The organism is Paenibacillus sp. J31P316, from assembly GCF_056269105.1.
The window spans coordinates 41,797-56,338 of sequence record NZ_JBWDNI010000005.1 but is presented as its reverse complement, the minus strand read 5'-3'; the positions used below and the strand labels follow the sequence as shown (position 1 = coordinate 56,338).

General features: G+C 49.3%; 18 protein-coding genes. 15 read left to right on the top strand and 3 right to left on the bottom strand.

From position 1 onward, the window contains the following. Positions 1–46 precede the first annotated feature (46 nt). The 6 genes from AC0YNU_RS17855 to AC0YNU_RS17830 all read left to right on the top strand — a co-directional run bounded on the left by AC0YNU_RS17855 (position 47) and on the right by AC0YNU_RS17830 (position 3,980). Entirely contained in the window at positions 47–877 is an 831-nt protein-coding gene (locus AC0YNU_RS17855) for a carbohydrate ABC transporter permease (RefSeq protein WP_475759550.1), read from the top strand. A gap of 36 nt (positions 878–913) precedes the next feature. Continuing rightward, positions 914–1,666, top strand: a complete 753-nt coding sequence (locus AC0YNU_RS17850; protein WP_475758988.1) for a glycerophosphodiester phosphodiesterase — start codon at positions 914–916, stop codon at positions 1,664–1,666. Between the two features lie 325 nt (positions 1,667–1,991). Then, entirely contained in the window at positions 1,992–2,663 is a 672-nt protein-coding gene (locus AC0YNU_RS17845; RefSeq protein WP_475758986.1) for a hypothetical protein, read from the top strand. A gap of 75 nt (positions 2,664–2,738) precedes the next feature. Next, positions 2,739–2,969, top strand: coding sequence for a hypothetical protein (locus tag AC0YNU_RS17840; RefSeq protein WP_475758984.1), 231 nt, complete (start codon positions 2,739–2,741; stop codon positions 2,967–2,969). Positions 2,970–3,014: 45 nt separating this feature from the next. Further along, positions 3,015–3,338 (top strand): hypothetical protein, encoded by a 324-nt coding sequence (locus AC0YNU_RS17835; protein WP_475758982.1) that lies wholly within the window; start codon positions 3,015–3,017, stop codon positions 3,336–3,338. Between the two features lie 144 nt (positions 3,339–3,482). Then, on the top strand, positions 3,483–3,980 hold the full coding sequence (locus tag AC0YNU_RS17830; RefSeq protein ID WP_475758980.1) for a DinB family protein: 498 nt from the start codon (positions 3,483–3,485) through the stop codon (positions 3,978–3,980). 132 nt (positions 3,981–4,112) lie between these two features. Here the strand turns inward: AC0YNU_RS17830 and AC0YNU_RS17825 are convergent, their stop codons facing one another. After that, a complete protein-coding gene (locus AC0YNU_RS17825) occupies positions 4,113–4,349 on the bottom strand; it encodes a hypothetical protein (protein ID WP_475758978.1) in 237 nt (78 codons plus the stop codon). Between the two features lie 172 nt (positions 4,350–4,521). On the opposite strand from AC0YNU_RS17825, the gene AC0YNU_RS17820 reads away from it, so the two are divergent. Together AC0YNU_RS17820 and AC0YNU_RS17815 are read left to right on the top strand one after the other, a co-directional pair. Beyond that, complete coding sequence (locus AC0YNU_RS17820; protein ID WP_475758975.1) at positions 4,522–5,091, top strand: hypothetical protein; 570 nt, start codon at positions 4,522–4,524, stop codon at positions 5,089–5,091. Positions 5,092–5,140: 49 nt separating this feature from the next. Continuing rightward, complete coding sequence (locus tag AC0YNU_RS17815; RefSeq protein WP_475758973.1) at positions 5,141–5,725, top strand: Crp/Fnr family transcriptional regulator; 585 nt, start codon at positions 5,141–5,143, stop codon at positions 5,723–5,725. Here AC0YNU_RS17815 and AC0YNU_RS17810 read toward each other — a convergent pair. Further along, on the bottom strand, positions 5,722–6,453 hold the full coding sequence (locus AC0YNU_RS17810) for a DUF4386 domain-containing protein (protein ID WP_475758971.1): 732 nt from the start codon (positions 6,451–6,453) through the stop codon (positions 5,722–5,724). The genes AC0YNU_RS17815 and AC0YNU_RS17810 overlap by 4 nt on opposite strands. A 129-nt stretch (positions 6,454–6,582) precedes the next feature. Further along, a complete protein-coding gene (locus tag AC0YNU_RS17805; RefSeq protein WP_475758969.1) occupies positions 6,583–7,767 on the bottom strand; it encodes an MFS transporter in 1,185 nt (394 codons plus the stop codon). A gap of 345 nt (positions 7,768–8,112) precedes the next feature. Between AC0YNU_RS17805 and AC0YNU_RS17800 the strand changes: the two genes are divergently transcribed. The 7 genes from AC0YNU_RS17800 (at position 8,113) to AC0YNU_RS17770 (ending at position 14,485) form a co-directional block, all read left to right on the top strand. Beyond that, positions 8,113–8,427 carry an ArsR/SmtB family transcription factor gene (locus AC0YNU_RS17800; protein WP_475758967.1) on the top strand — a complete coding sequence of 105 codons (315 nt, stop codon included), beginning with the start codon at positions 8,113–8,115 and terminating at the stop codon, positions 8,425–8,427. Between the two features lie 185 nt (positions 8,428–8,612). Beyond that, positions 8,613–9,002 (top strand): GntR family transcriptional regulator, encoded by a 390-nt coding sequence (locus AC0YNU_RS17795; RefSeq protein ID WP_475758965.1) that lies wholly within the window; start codon positions 8,613–8,615, stop codon positions 9,000–9,002. Between the two features lie 25 nt (positions 9,003–9,027). Further along, on the top strand, positions 9,028–10,437 hold the full coding sequence (locus AC0YNU_RS17790; RefSeq protein ID WP_475758963.1) for a DUF5808 domain-containing protein: 1,410 nt from the start codon (positions 9,028–9,030) through the stop codon (positions 10,435–10,437). A 116-nt stretch (positions 10,438–10,553) separates the two neighbouring features. Then, positions 10,554–10,916, top strand: coding sequence for a hypothetical protein (locus AC0YNU_RS17785; protein ID WP_475758960.1), 363 nt, complete (start codon positions 10,554–10,556; stop codon positions 10,914–10,916). A gap of 187 nt (positions 10,917–11,103) precedes the next feature. Continuing rightward, positions 11,104–11,631: an RNA polymerase sigma factor gene (locus AC0YNU_RS17780; RefSeq protein WP_475758958.1), complete on the top strand. Its 528-nt coding sequence runs from the start codon at positions 11,104–11,106 to the stop codon at positions 11,629–11,631. Beyond that, on the top strand, positions 11,628–12,836 hold the full coding sequence (locus AC0YNU_RS17775) for a DUF4179 domain-containing protein (RefSeq protein ID WP_475758956.1): 1,209 nt from the start codon (positions 11,628–11,630) through the stop codon (positions 12,834–12,836). Before AC0YNU_RS17780 ends, AC0YNU_RS17775 begins: the two co-directional genes overlap by 4 nt. Before the next feature lie 1,109 nt (positions 12,837–13,945). Next, the gene (locus AC0YNU_RS17770; RefSeq protein ID WP_475758954.1) at positions 13,946–14,485 is read left to right on the top strand and encodes a hypothetical protein; all 540 of its coding nucleotides are present in this window, start codon (positions 13,946–13,948) and stop codon (positions 14,483–14,485) included. Positions 14,486–14,542 lie beyond the last annotated feature (57 nt).

Genomic DNA, 14,542 nt, shown 5'->3' with positions numbered 1-14,542 from the left:
CGCCGCCGGTAATCGGTTGACCCATGTTCGTACCCGCAAAGCGACGATCAGGCAGGCAATATTCGCCATTTTGCGCGTATTGAATATTGTCGCCCTGCTGGCGCTGGTACTGTTCTTTGCATTGCCGTTCATTTGGATGCTCTCCACGTCGCTCAAGACGCTGCCGGAGACGATGATTTTCCCGCCGCAGTGGATTCCGGACAATCCCGTCTGGAAAAATTACGCGGATGCCTGGAACACGGGACCGTTCCTGAAGTATTTCAAGAACAGCATCATCATCGCGGGCGGCATTCTGATTCTGCAGATGCTGACGATTATTCCGGCCGCTTATGCGTTTGCCCGGTACAAGTTCGTCGGCTCGGGCTTCCTGTTCGGCATCGTCATGGTCACGCTCATGATTCCGGCCCAGCTGATCTTCCTGCCCGTGTACCTGGAGCTAAGCGCCTTCAAGCTGCTCAATACGCATCTGGGACTCATTCTGCCCTTCGCGTCCAGCGCCTTCGGCATCTTCATGCTGCGGCAGGCGTTCATGCAAATCTCGGACGAGCTGATCGAAGCGGCCCGGCTGGACCAGGCGGCCGAATGGAAAATCATCGTGCGGATCATGGTGCCGCTCGTGAAGCCGGTGCTGGTCACCTTCGCCTTGTTCAGCTTCATCGCCCATTGGAACGACTATTTCTGGCCGCTCGTCATGACCACCAACGAAACGGCGAGAACGCTGCCGCTCGGCATCGCCAAGATCCGTGAAGTGGAAGGCGTCGCGACCTGGAATATTCTAATGGCCGGTAACCTGATTCTGGTCGCGCCGATCCTGGTCGTCTTCTTCTTGTCGCAGCGGCAGATTATCAAGGCGTTCGTGTACAACGGCGTCAAATAAGAGATTGGAAGGGATGATGAAAGGATGATGGAGAAGATGAACGAGAATAAGGTAACGATCGTAGCGCACCGCGGCTGTTCGGGCGAGGCGCCCGAGAATACGATGGCGGCCTTCAAGCTGGCGCTCGGCGAACCGGATATTGCGATGATCGAGCTTGACGTGCACCTCTCCAAGGACGGCGTGCCTATCGTCATCCACGATCATACGCTGGACCGGACGACGAACGGTTCGGGTCCGGTAGCGGCTTATACGCTGGAAGAGCTGCGCCAGTGGGACGCGGGAAGCAAATTCGCTGCCTCGTTCGCGGATGAGCGGATCCCGACGCTCGAGGAAGTGCTGGAGCTTGCGAAGGGCCGCTGCACGCTGCATGTGGAGCTGAAGATGCTGGCCAACGAATACGCGGGCATCGAGGAGGAGGTCATCTCGCTCGTTCAGCGGCATGGCATGCAGAAGCAGGTGGTGCTGTCCTCCTTCAATCACGATTCGATGAAGCGGGCGCACGGGATCGACCCTTCCATTCGTACGGGACTAATCTTCCTCGGCAAGCCGACGCTGCTCGCGGAACAGCTGCGTTATGCGGGAGCGACGTGCTTGTCGATGCATTATGCGTTCGTTACGCGCGAGTTGTTCGACGAGATGACGGGGCTGGGAATCGATATCGGGGTCTGGACGGTCGACGAGCCGGAGACGCTGGCGCGAATCATTCAGGAATATCCTGGGATGCGGATCACGACGAATTATCCGGACCGCGTGCTGCGGATCGTACGGGGAGAAGCGGCAAGCGTATAAGCGCTGCGGTACGAGAGCATAAGCGCATACGAGTACAAGAGATAGAAGCATAAAAGGATAAGCGTATAGTAGCCTAAGAGCATAGAATCATAAAAGCATACGCATATAACAACAAGCCCCCGACCGTAAGGTCAGGGGCTTGTTCATGCTGCATGAGGCCGGGAGAATCGGCAATTTGAAGGACGAAATCGTAGCCTATGGAATCGGATCCGCCGCAATAGATACGAAGAGAGCCATTATATTTTGGGGAAATTTAATGCTCCCTGTTCATCAGACGATTCTCCGATGTGGTAAAATTTAGGTTATAAATTGAAAGGGGGCATACATGAGGAACTATTATCGCTTTGGAATTGCGCTCGCGCTTCTACTGACTTGTTCGATCCTGATTTTTGGCAAGGAGAAGTCGATATCGGAAGAAGAAGCCGAATACATCGCTCTTTCCCAGGCTGCAAAGGATGGCTATACCGGCGTGGAAATATGGAATCGATTCAATCAAGAAACATCGGCTCGCCATACGTTCTCGCTCGCTCATCATAAATTCGTCAACGTATGGCAGGTTTATCTGAATGCTGCCGGGCATCCTGCTATTTTGAATACACCGGCAGTCATTTATTATGTGGATCGTAAAGACGGCTCCATCGTGTCCAGCGTGAAGGGGTTACTGCAGGTTGGAATGGATTTGAAACTGAGCGATATTGAACTGAATGACCTCAACGACGGTCAAGAACGAGGCGTTACTGTTACCATAAGAAACGAAGGAAAGAAGCCCTATGTAATTGAATGGATACAGCCATTAGTAGACAACACGGTGCAAGATATGTCCCAGGACGAGGCGCCGAAAATGATGGTTAATCAACCTATTCTCACAGACGAAGTACTGGTTCTATCCGGTACGCTGGGAGACAAGCAATTCGCATCGCAACCGCAAACGATGAAGGGCTTCTTCGTCAAAGTTCAAGAAGAAGAACAGCCGGCCCTTATCCTCGAGAACGAATAATGCAACATTTGTATTTTCTTTTCGTCCTCGTTTATGGAGGATTTTTCCATAACTATGATTGGAGGAGCAACTAAAATGAATAACAAACTAGCAGGTGCTATTTTAATCGGATTTTCGCTCATTAGTATCGTGATCGCGTACGGTTTGGATCAACTGTCGGAATCGATCAAAAAAGGGGCCGTATTCGTTCAAGGCGGTGGATCGATCAGCTCCGGAAGCGCCGCAATTCCCGGTATTTCGTTGCTGTTCATCATCATCGTCGTCTGTCTGGGCATAGGGTTGATGAGCATGAAAGATAAGAAGTAGAGGAGCTTGCCATTGGGCAGCCTCCAATGCCAAGGAGCGAGCGCTATGACCTTTAAACGATCCGTCGGTTTTGGAACATTCGCAGTCGTTGTTCTTATCATCGGGTTTTTATTTAACTTTAAATTTCAAAATGACTTCATGCTCAGCCATTATCTGTTTAAGCGATTCAATTGGGATATCTACACGAATGGAAGCGATGGCTTTCACATTCCATTTATAGCCGCAATGGTGTTTTGGGTTCCGGCCGTGTTCATTTCGAAGAAATACCCCCATGATTGGGGAGCCTCTTTGAGCTATAAGGTCGGAGGATTTATGCTCGCGGCAAGCAGTGTCGTGTTTAGCGTTTACTTAGTGGGAAGGCTTATGTAACGAAATGGACGAGGCGGAGTTAGACCGATACAAGGAGAAGCTGATTAGGTTAAGTAATACAAACAGCTTGAATTTCAAAGTCCATGCGTCTGAAACGTTATGATGAGTGTTAGTATGCAAAAACAAGAGATGGGAGCGAGTTGAATGGTAAAAGAACTAATCATCGGAGATGTGTTGCAGGAGTTGGCAAATACGCGTCGCATGTTGGAGCACCTGCCTCAGGAGCACATGGCATGGAAACCGCACGAGAAGTCCATGAGACTTGGCGAGCTGGCCACGCACGTCGTTAACCTGCTTTACTGGCAATCAGCCATTCTCGTAAACGCGGAGTTCGATTTGGCGTCCGTGCCATCTCGGCGGGAAGCGCTGGAGAGCCCGGCGGCGGTTCTTCAAGAGTTCGACGTTAGGGCTTGCGAAGTCCAGAACATACTTGCTGAGAGCAGCGTGGAGATGCTCGGTGAGGAGTGGACGCTGCGTAATGGCGTCCAGATTATCCACCGTCAGCCGCGGGCGGTCGCGCTTCGTGCCATCGGTTTGAACCACTTGGTTCACCACCGGGCACAGCTAGGGGTATATCTGCGGCTCCTCAATCTGCCGGTGCCGGGCATGTATGGTCCCTCGGCCGATGAGCTTGGCAGTTGACGGAGACACGAGCCTTATCATGCAATAAACGATGCGATAAACACATGAAGAAGGCAACCGGATAAACGACCGGCTGCCTTCTTTTCATTCAAGAGCAAGCTCTCAAATAATAATCGAGTTGCAGAGACTTCACTACTTCTCGGCCAATTCTACCTCTTTGAGCTTCGTGCCGTCCGCGGTTAATCGATATAGACCGAACACAACGGAATTCGCTTGCACCAAGCCTGCCTTCACTAAATCTTTTAGCGACTGATTTACGATGAATTGATTTCCCGATTCTTTGGAAAAACGTTCGGAGAGCTGCACGGATGACAGCCATTCCGTGGTCAAGGCTAGCAGCACGGTTCGTTGATCTGTGGTCAAGTTCATGTCTCTTCCTCCAGCTTTGTTAGGACTTCTATACTGTACGTTCATGCTGTTGAAAGGATTCGTAAGAATAATCGGATAAACGAAGCGAAGCAGTTCAAGTGGGCCGTCAGCACTCCTCTTGGTTTCCTCGCACCACGGCATGACGGGCATGGGCGGGAGAAATGATCTCGGAATGTGGAATAGAACAACAAAGGGAATACTTATTCTTTTGTTCGCGGTGACGATGCTGTTTGTAGTCCAGCCTTCGCGTGTTCATGCCTGCTCTTGTGCGGGTCCGCCGAGCATAGAAGATCAGTTGAGCCGAAAGACCGCCATTTTCACGGGTAAAGTACGAAGCGTGACCGAGCCTGCTAAGGGGAAGCTATGGTCGAGCGCGGACGAGGTGAAGATTCAATTCGAAGTGAAGCGAGTATGGAAAGGCGAAGTGGGTTCTAATACGACGGTTTATACCGCACGGAGCTCGTCCAGCTGCGGATACGAGGGATTCGAAGCGGATGCGGAATTCATCGTTTTTGCTTACGGGGATATGGATCACCTGGCAACAGGCCTTTGCGAAGGCAATAAGACGCTCGCGTCCGCACAAACGGAGCTTCAAGCACTGGGAGAAGGATACGAACCTTTTCAGACGCCAATGCCTCAAGAGGCTAACCGATCGATCATCATCCTTGCAATTGTTGCGGCTGCTCTAACCTTGTTCGTCTTGGGGGTGGTAGTATGGAAGAGAAAAAGAAACCATGCTTAGTACTCCAGGGCCAGCGTCTGCCTAAACCACGAGATGAAAGGAAAACAGCATGAATAATATATTGTTCGCGTATTTGACGAGATACACGTCGCTTAACGAAGAAGAACAGCAGGCGATCGTGCAAGAGATATGCATCGAAGAATATAAAAAAGGAACGGTTCTCCTTAGACAAGGCGATGTTCCTACCAGATGTTACTTCGTGTTAAAGGGATGCGTAAGGCAGTATGCGATCGATGAAGCGGGCAAAGAAGTCACCTCTAATTTCTACACGGAAGAGCAAGCCATTTCGATTTTCAATCATCACAAACAAGATAAGTCATCGGAGTACACGTTTACATGTCTGGAAGACTCGGTGTTGGTCGTTGGAGACCTGGATGACGAACAAGACATGTATAACAAATACACGCAATTGGAATCCATGACGCGCAGGATGATCGAGGGAAACTTTGGTCAAGTGCAAGAGGAATTCGCCGCCTTTATCGCTTCTACGCCTGAAGAACGCTACAAATCAGTAGTCCTGAAACGACCGCATTTAATCGATCGGGTGCCCCAGCATCAGTTGGCGAGTTATCTCGGTATCACCCCGGAGTCGTTAAGCAGAATTAAGAAGCGGGTCCATCAAGATCATAATTAGGCCGGGATCACGCCTTTTTTAGAAACTTTCTGTCCTCTTGCTAGCAGCCATAGCCCAAATCCCAATTCTCCCGCGCTCATGGGCACCGTAAATATAAGCTTAAACATCGTAATGAGCTCATCGAATTGTGGGAAAAACGTGCTGCATAGATGAATGGCAATATAACCAATTGCAGCAATCAACACCAAGATACTAATGACTTTAGGGATGCCGTCGGATTGAAAAGCCAAACGGCCAACAAGCAGTAAGTGCACGCCGAAAATGATTAAACCAATCGACCAGATGGATTCGAATGCTTTCAAATCCTGCATCACTTGTGCTTGATTTTGATCCGTCTCCAATAATAAGGAATCGTCGGTACCGTTCAAGCGAAGCCATACCACTATCAGTTTCAGTATGGCTGCTCCCAATATGGCCGCATAGGCAAGACGGAGCCATGCACCGAACAAGGACAGACGTGGATGAATGGGCCTCAGGTAAATATATAAAGCCCAAGCGACCACGATGTCGCAGATCAGAATGATGAACCAACCCAAGATTTCAGCCGCGAAAAGCAAACGTGATGACATGATATTATGAAATGTGGCGGAGGCATCGCCTTGCTCCACAAGGCTCCCATGGACATAGCCATACGAAAAAACTGCAGCAAGCGCCATAATGACAAGCGACGTACCCGCGGTTATAGCGGCCTTTCTCTCATTCGTCCGTTCTTTGCTTAAGTGAACCATCAATGAACCTCCTAGTTGTTTGTTTTGAACTCATTGTACTAGGCGGGCGGTGACGGTTCATTGACTTAAATCAAGGGGGAGTCAAGAAGCACCTGTCGAATCGGCAGCTGCTCCTTGTTTGTATGATCTTCACGCTGCTGAAGGCTTCTCAACTTTCACATGCCGAGGACTATAGATGGAAGCTCTCACAATGATCAGTACTAGATTAAGCGCCAGGAACAGCAAGCCGGCTATGACCGCGTACTTCGTGCCCATTCCCGAGATGAAGAATCCGCCAATGAACGTACCGACGGTGACGCCTAGGTTGGCGAAGGCGACGAACAAGCCGTTGGCGAATTCGGGTGCATCCGGGGCGGCGGAAGTAATCCAATATTGCGAAATATTAAGTCCCAAGGTGAAGAGGATGCCCCAGACCGCGATAAGGATGATCATCGGAGCGGAATAATTACCGAAGATGAATACGAGCGTATAGATCGCTCCGAGTGCAAGTGGATATAGCAGCGCAGTTTGAATGGCTTTACGGCTCAGAGATTTGCCGGCCAAGAGATTGCCTGCAACGCCGGTTAAGCCGAACAGGATCAACATGAGACTGATTTGTTTGCCCGACATATGCGTCACTGCATTGAGATACTCGGCGAAGAAGCTGTACATGGCATACATGGCTGAGTTAATGGCAATGACGGTTGCAATGCTAATCCAGACGATCGGTTTTTTCAAGACGCTCAACTGAGCTCCATAGGTGAGTTTCTCCTTAACCGGCATGGAGGGTATGAAGAGACTGATTGCGATAAAGGTCGTCGCATTCACGATGGCGAAGAACCAAAGCGAGGCTTCAAGGGATATCGTATCGGCGATAAAAGAGGAGATCGGCGTGCCGATAACCATGCCGGCGGTCACGCCCATGAACACCTTGGAGGTCACTTGCGCGACCTTTTCTTTGCTGACGGTATTCGCGGCGGCCACGAACGCCACGGAGAAGAAGACCGGATGCAGGAAGGCGGGGAAGATCCGAGCGATAAGAAGGATGGCGAAGTTAGGCGCATATACGGATACGACATTGGAAATCACGAAAAGTCCGATGACGAGGAGCATTAATCGTTTGCGATTGATTCCCGATAGAAGCATGGGCATCACGGGGCCGGCAATCGCGACAGCCAGAGCGAAGAGACTGACAAGCAAACCGGCTTGGGATGCGCTTATCCCGAATTTTTGAGCGATTTGGGGCATAATACCGATGACGCCCATTTCTGTATTGATGATGCCGAACACGCCGAACGCAAGAATATATACCATCCATGCTCTGTACGTAGTCATATGGATCTCTCCTTATAATTGGGTTGGGGGATTATCGTTGGTCCTGGATTCCGGGCCGGCTGCAAGAAAACTCGATGCGAAACGACGTAGGCGAGGACAGCATGTTGCGGGTAGTGAAGCAGCGGGTAAGCGTTCTGATGGATCTTGAAACCTATTCAAATATTCACACTCCTTCTGCAGGTTGTTGAGCTTATTCTTAAGGTGACTGAATGTTTGTTGTTCGAGTTTTTTAGTACAATAGGATAATAACATACGGGAATGGGAAGTCAACCATTATTTTAAAGTACTAAACTATTGGTACGTTAGTAAATTGAATAATGGTTGCGAATGTGCTATTCTTTTCTTATGAGAAAACAATATCAACCCCAAACAAGCGAAATTCGATTATCCTCTGTTCTGCATGCCTTGAGCGATCCGAGACGGCTTCAGATCGTATTGAGCCTCAAAGACGATGCGGAAGAGAGCTGTACGATCTATCATGACTTGATGCCCAAGTCGACGCTGACCCATCATTTAAAAGTCCTCCGGGAGGCAGGTGTGGCCAAGGTAAGAATTGAGGGGACGCAGCATTTCTATTCCTTGCGGACAGACGACCTCGAGCAATTATTTCCGGGATTGATGACGTCCGTGTTGAACGTGAAGCTGGAGTTAATTGAATAAACGGTAAAAAGGCACAGATGCTCCTGATGATAGGAGGCTGTGCCTTTTTGATGCGTTGGAGGCATATCATATGGACTTTGTGTATTATCTGTATTACTATATATAATACTTAGTTGTTGGATTATTTTGGATGCAAACAAAGGTGTGAATAGAGAGTTAAACAGGAATAGAGGAGGCGACCAAAGATGGTGATTTCCATACAACTAGACAGCGAGACACCTCTTTTTGAACAGCTGCGTAATCAAATCGTCATTGGAATCGCTACGGGCGAGTTAGCAGAACAAGAGAAACTGCCCACTGTTCGCCAGTTGGCGGATGACTTGGGCATTAATGTAATGACGGTCAATAAAGCCTATTCGATATTGAAGCAGGAAGGCTATATTGTAATCGATCGTCGGCACGGAGCGAAGGTGAGTCCTCCAGGCTTGCAAACGCAAGCGGAACCCGATCTTCCCGAACGATTGGAGAAGCAGCTGCAGCTCATTATTGCGCAAGCGGCAATCAAAGGGATCGACCAATCCAGATTTCATGTCCTTTGTTCCACTATTTTCTCCAAGATGACCTACCAGCACTGAAAATACACGGAAAAGAGTGGGTTCCATGTTGACGTTGACGGCGATTGTTTTAAGTTCAGCTTTGATCTGTTACATTGCTTTGCTCGTCACCTACAAGCCTCAGGCGACATACAAGAACGGAATTCTGTTCGCCGTTACCTTGCCTGCGGATGCGATGGATCACGAGGAGATTCGTAACGTTCAGGCACGCTTCAATAAGCAGACAAGACAAGTCAGTCTCTGGATGATGGCATCTCTTATTCCATTCGTCCTGCTCTACGTCTGGACCGCTTATCAAATGATTTATTTTTTTGTCTGGCTTCCTGCGTTTTTTATCGTCATGGTTACTCCATTTCGTCGCGCGTTTCGAGATACACTGGCTTTGAAACGCGAACATGAATGGTTCGTAGGTACGCGGAGGGTTATTCAGAGCGATCTGCGTGTCGCGCGCTTGAAAAATCAACGTTCAGCATCGATATGGCTATTTACGATCCCTTTTGCGATGGCGATCGGTTTACTAATCTGGGCAGCGAATGAAGAAATTCAGTCCCTTGGCGTTGCCGCAAGCGGATTATTCCTTACCATGGTTCTGCTGCTCATTTCGTATGGCATGCGGAGAACGAAGGCTAAGGTATTTAGTTTGAATAGCGATGTGAATGTAAGCTTAAATCAGTCGAGACGCAGAGCGTTATCTTATCTTTGGCTGATCCTGGGCATCATTGAGAATGTGCACGTTCTGTTCATCTGTGTGTTCGTTGTTAACGAGACGGAAGGCATGTACGGCCTATGGATGACCATCGTGCTGGTATTTAGTGCGCTGCCGGTCGGCGCGGTTTTCTATGTCTATCGTAAAATAAGCGCCCTGGAGCAGGAAGTGTTGGAACAGGATGGAAAAACGGTCTATACCGATGATGATGAATACTGGGCCAACGGCTTCACCTACCATAATCCTGACGATAAAAGCGTCTTCGTACAGAAGCGGGTGGGCATAGGCGCGACAGTCAATACGGCAACCGTGGTTGGAAAATCTATTGTGTGGGGTACCGTAGGGATTACGGCACTGTTCATTATTGGGGTTTCATTCTTGCTCATTCGGTCGGAGTTAACCTCTCCGCGCTTAACCATTACGCCAAACCATCGCATTGAGATTGATTATTCGATGTATTCCATGGCGTTCGAGGCAAGCGAAGTCGAGCAACTATCACTCGTCGAAGACGTGCCCTCCGGCAAGAAAACGAACGGCGAATCCACGGCTGATCGCGCACGCGGACATTTTCGCTTGAAAGAGCTGGGGAAAACGAGGCTGTATATTTTCAAAAACAATCCGCCGTATATCAAAATCAAGCTAGCGGATACGTATATTTTCTATAACGATAAGGATTCGCTTCAGACCAAACAGTTATTCAATGAGCTGCAAGAACAGGCTGGGAGTCAAGGCATACCAGTAAAAAACTGAAGGCTCCAATGAAGATTATTTTGTATGAAGGGATCGTTCTTAGGCTCTCATTGCAACAATGACCATCCATTTTCGTCATAAATTGGGAGGGGCTCATTTAACGAGGGGGTTTATTCATGAACGGTAGAATTCTTATTGGTATTTTACTAGCTACTGGCTTGATAGCTGGCTGTGGTTCGCAAGGGAGTTCGGGTTCCAATTCAAGCGCAGACTGGGCTTACTCGTTTGTCATCCTCAATGACGACATTTATAAAGTCCTTAATGAAGAAGTGACTCCTGAAGACATAGGGGAGCAAATCGGAGAGGTCAAAAGCTACTCCGACCGTGAAGGCATCTATTCGAACGGTTTCTCTAATACATATCCGGCAGGTACGAAATTATATAAAATCAATGGGATAAAAACGTCGGAATATATCGCGATCGGAACAGGAGAAGAGCAATATATCAAGGCGAAAGATAAAGGGAAGTACGGGAAGTAGATTAACAAACAGAGAACGATCGTTGAACCTAAATGACCGCACCTATTGAAGCATAGATGCGGTCGTTTAGGTTTGTTGAATTTCTTACCTAGGAATCCTTTTAAACTATTTTTTTCTGATGCAACCGCCTGCCCCTTTTTCACATCTAATTACTGTAATCACAGAACAGGATGAAGGAGCAGAGCGATTGAATGGACAAGCTGTTGTCAACTTGGCGATTGCCGGGTCGAAGGATGCTTTTATTTCGCTTATTCGCGAGAACGAACAGATGATGTATGCCATCGGCAAAGGATTGTTGAAGAATGATGCGGATATCGCCGATGCGATTCAAGAAACCATTCTGAACGCTTACAATGGAATCGGTAAACTGCGGGATCCGTTGTATTTTCGTACCTGGCTTACCCGAATTCTCATTAATGAATGCCGACAGATTTTCAGGAAAAACAGCAAATATGTTCCCTTGTCCGTTAACCATGAACAGGGAGTCAGCGAAACCAGCCCATCCGCTCGGATAGAATTGGAAGATCTATTGGGCGGGCTCGATCTGGATCACCGGGAGGTTGTCGTCTTCTATTACATCGACGATCTTTCGATAAGAGAGATTGCGCACCTGCTCGACCTATCGGAAAATACCGTTAAATCCAGACTATACCGCGCTCGTGCGAAGCTTGCCTCTGCATGGAAAGAGACGGAAGCACAGGAGGAATTGAAATGAATCGGTTTCATTCCACAATTGATGATCGGCTAAGGGATCGAATAAATCCGAAGAGCGGCTTGCCGAACGAGGTCAGAATGCGAATCGACGCCGTATTGGAGGGACTCCCTACTAAAATGGCGGACGCCTCCAATTCATCCGATCCGACCGTAACATCCGTCACAACCGCCACGCCTGTCAAAGCGCGTGCTTCTTCCGTGCTTCGTAAGCGTACTATAGTCGCGTGCCTAGCTTTCTGCATAATTGCCGGTAGCATGTTATTCGCTGCAGGAAGCAGCAGCTTCGCGGATGCGTTCAAGCCTTTCATCCATTCGATCTTTTCCTGGCAGGGAGACAAGGGGCTTGCCGGCGACGAAAGCGATGCCCAGCATGCGGCTTCCGAGCTGCCCATTCTAGCTGAACAAGAGAGTAACGGATACATCTTGCGCATTCACGAAGCAACGTTCGACGGTTTACGCTTGTCCTTCAGTTATTCCTTGGTCGGAGAAGGCAAGCAGGATGGCAGTAGGCTTTATATTACGCCTGCCTTCCAACTGGATTCGAAGATCAAGAAGCTCGACCCGGGAATCGTCAAATCCGATTCCGGTGCGAAGTGGGGCGACGACCGCGTTGGGATCGTCAATTATTTCTTCGATAAAGAAATGCCGGATCTCCTTGAGCTCCATGTTACTGTACCGCAGCTCGCTTTCATGGATGGGGAGCATCCTGGACAAATGACCCTGCCGGGCGACTGGAGCTTCCAGCTGAGCGTCCGTAAGACGGGGTCTGTTTCCTCCCGTTTGTATGGCGCGGATTATTCCGTTACAGAAGATGCCGTCGTATTCGAGGCAACAGGCTCCCGCAATTCCCCGCTCGCGTCCGAGTGGAGGCTGCGATGGGAACTGCCCAAGAAGCTGGTCGATCAGTATAGAGATCACGGTCGGTATGGAATGAAATATAGGATTCAATCCGATAACGGCGACGTGTTATCCTTCGTAACCAGCGTCACCAGCAGCCGCGTAGATGATCGGAATTTACCGCTAGCTGAACAAACTTACCTGGAAAATGTCCGTCTGCTGGGCGAGCCGCTAGCTGCCGGGACGAAGACGGTGACCATTACGCCTGTGCTCATGGATTTCCCTGAGACGGAGAAGGAGAAATACGAGGAAGTCATGTTGAAGCAGTTCTCCGTGAAAGTGTCGGTTACCGACGTATCGTTGCACTAAGGTGAACGCTTCTTCATACAGACAGGGAAGAAGGATGCCGAGCGGATCGGTTGCCTTAGCCCGGCGATATGGGCATAGAATGCGACGTAGCAGAGGATGAAGCGCATGGTACCTGTTTTAAGGCAGTTCAGGCGGTATTCATCACCACGGCCGTTAATGCTCGACTATTGATTGAACCTTCAGATATTCCAAATGGGGCTAAGGCAATGATGGTGAACGTGTAATTATAAGTTCCTGGTCCCGGGTTATCCACCCAAGTAAGGCTGGTCGTAACCATTAGTTGTTCGAAATTCGGCTGATTCGGATTTTGGAATACCACGTCATTGTCAATCGTGACAGTGTCTCCGGGATTTCTGGATATAAAGCTGCTCACCGAATAACTTTGAACATTCATCAAATTGGTATTCGAGAAGGCATCTAATTTCACGACTTGATTCGCTGTTAGAGTGATAGGCGGGAAGGTGAGTTCAACCATGGCAAACGGCGTTTCATCTGATTACTTACAAAAAGAACAGGGTCATTACTTCCTGAAAATCTATAGTCTACAATTCCCACGGAACCAGCTGGTCCGGCGGGGCCAGGTGCCCCTGCTGCCCCTGCTGGGCCTGCCGTTCCCGTTGCACCAGTTGGTCCCGCCAGTCCAGCTGCCCCAAGCGCTCCGGCAAGCCCTGCAAGTCCAGCCGGTCCGGCTGCCCCAAGTGCTCCAGCAAGTCCCGCAAGTCCGGCTGGCCCAAGTGCTCCAGCAAGTCCGGCAGGTCCAGCGGCTCCAATAGCTCCAGCAAGTTCTTGAAGTAATTGCGGTCCCTCTACGAAGGCCCTTGGGGGGCCGGGAGGACCTTGGGGCCCTCGCGGTCCTACCGGTCCTGGAGGTCCAGGGGGACCATTTAATTTACCCATACGTTCATCTCCTCTTTAGATGATGGCCAACCAAAACGGCGGGCATCTCCTACTTCGTGAATACGCTTCTGTAAGTTATGATGTAACAGAGCTGTAAAATGTTAGGTTATGCATGCCGCGACATTTATGCCTGCACCCATGTTGATCTTGGTGAAACGTAAGTCCATCGGAGCCGTAAGGATAGGATCATGCAACAGATAAGGGGGGCTGGAATGAAGATCAAAACGATCGTCCTGATTATGATCGGCATAGCCGTTATCGGCTGCATTTGGTATTTGACGCCCAAACGATATACGAAGACGATAGATGGCGTCTATTATCAACTCGGAAAGGAAGGCATTATCGAGCCTATCAAAATGAATCTGGACGGGAAGCTGCGACATCATATCAATGGCAAAAAGTCTTTTCATGGCACGGTTGACTTTGAAGGGAAGAAGGTTCCGCAACTCCCGAAAAATATTGCTGAACTTGAGCTTTACTACGGCGGAGAAAATTTCAGTTCGCTATTTGCGTCGTTCCAATCTACGGATGCTGGAGGCCGAAAAGTCCCGGAACTCTTTATGTATGGTGCCATCTATATCAATGACGATTTCGATGTGTTTACGATAAAATTGATTGCGAATGATGATGCGCGTCCATGGTCGGAATCCGACGGCTTCATGATTACGGCGCCTGCGACAAACAGAGCGGAAGCCACGATGGAATCCGAGCAACTCATTAAGGATTTCAATGAAAAATCTCTCAAACGCTAGATAAGAAGCACTGGCCAAAACCTCATAATCGCCGAAAGCGCCGACCTTCTCGAGGGG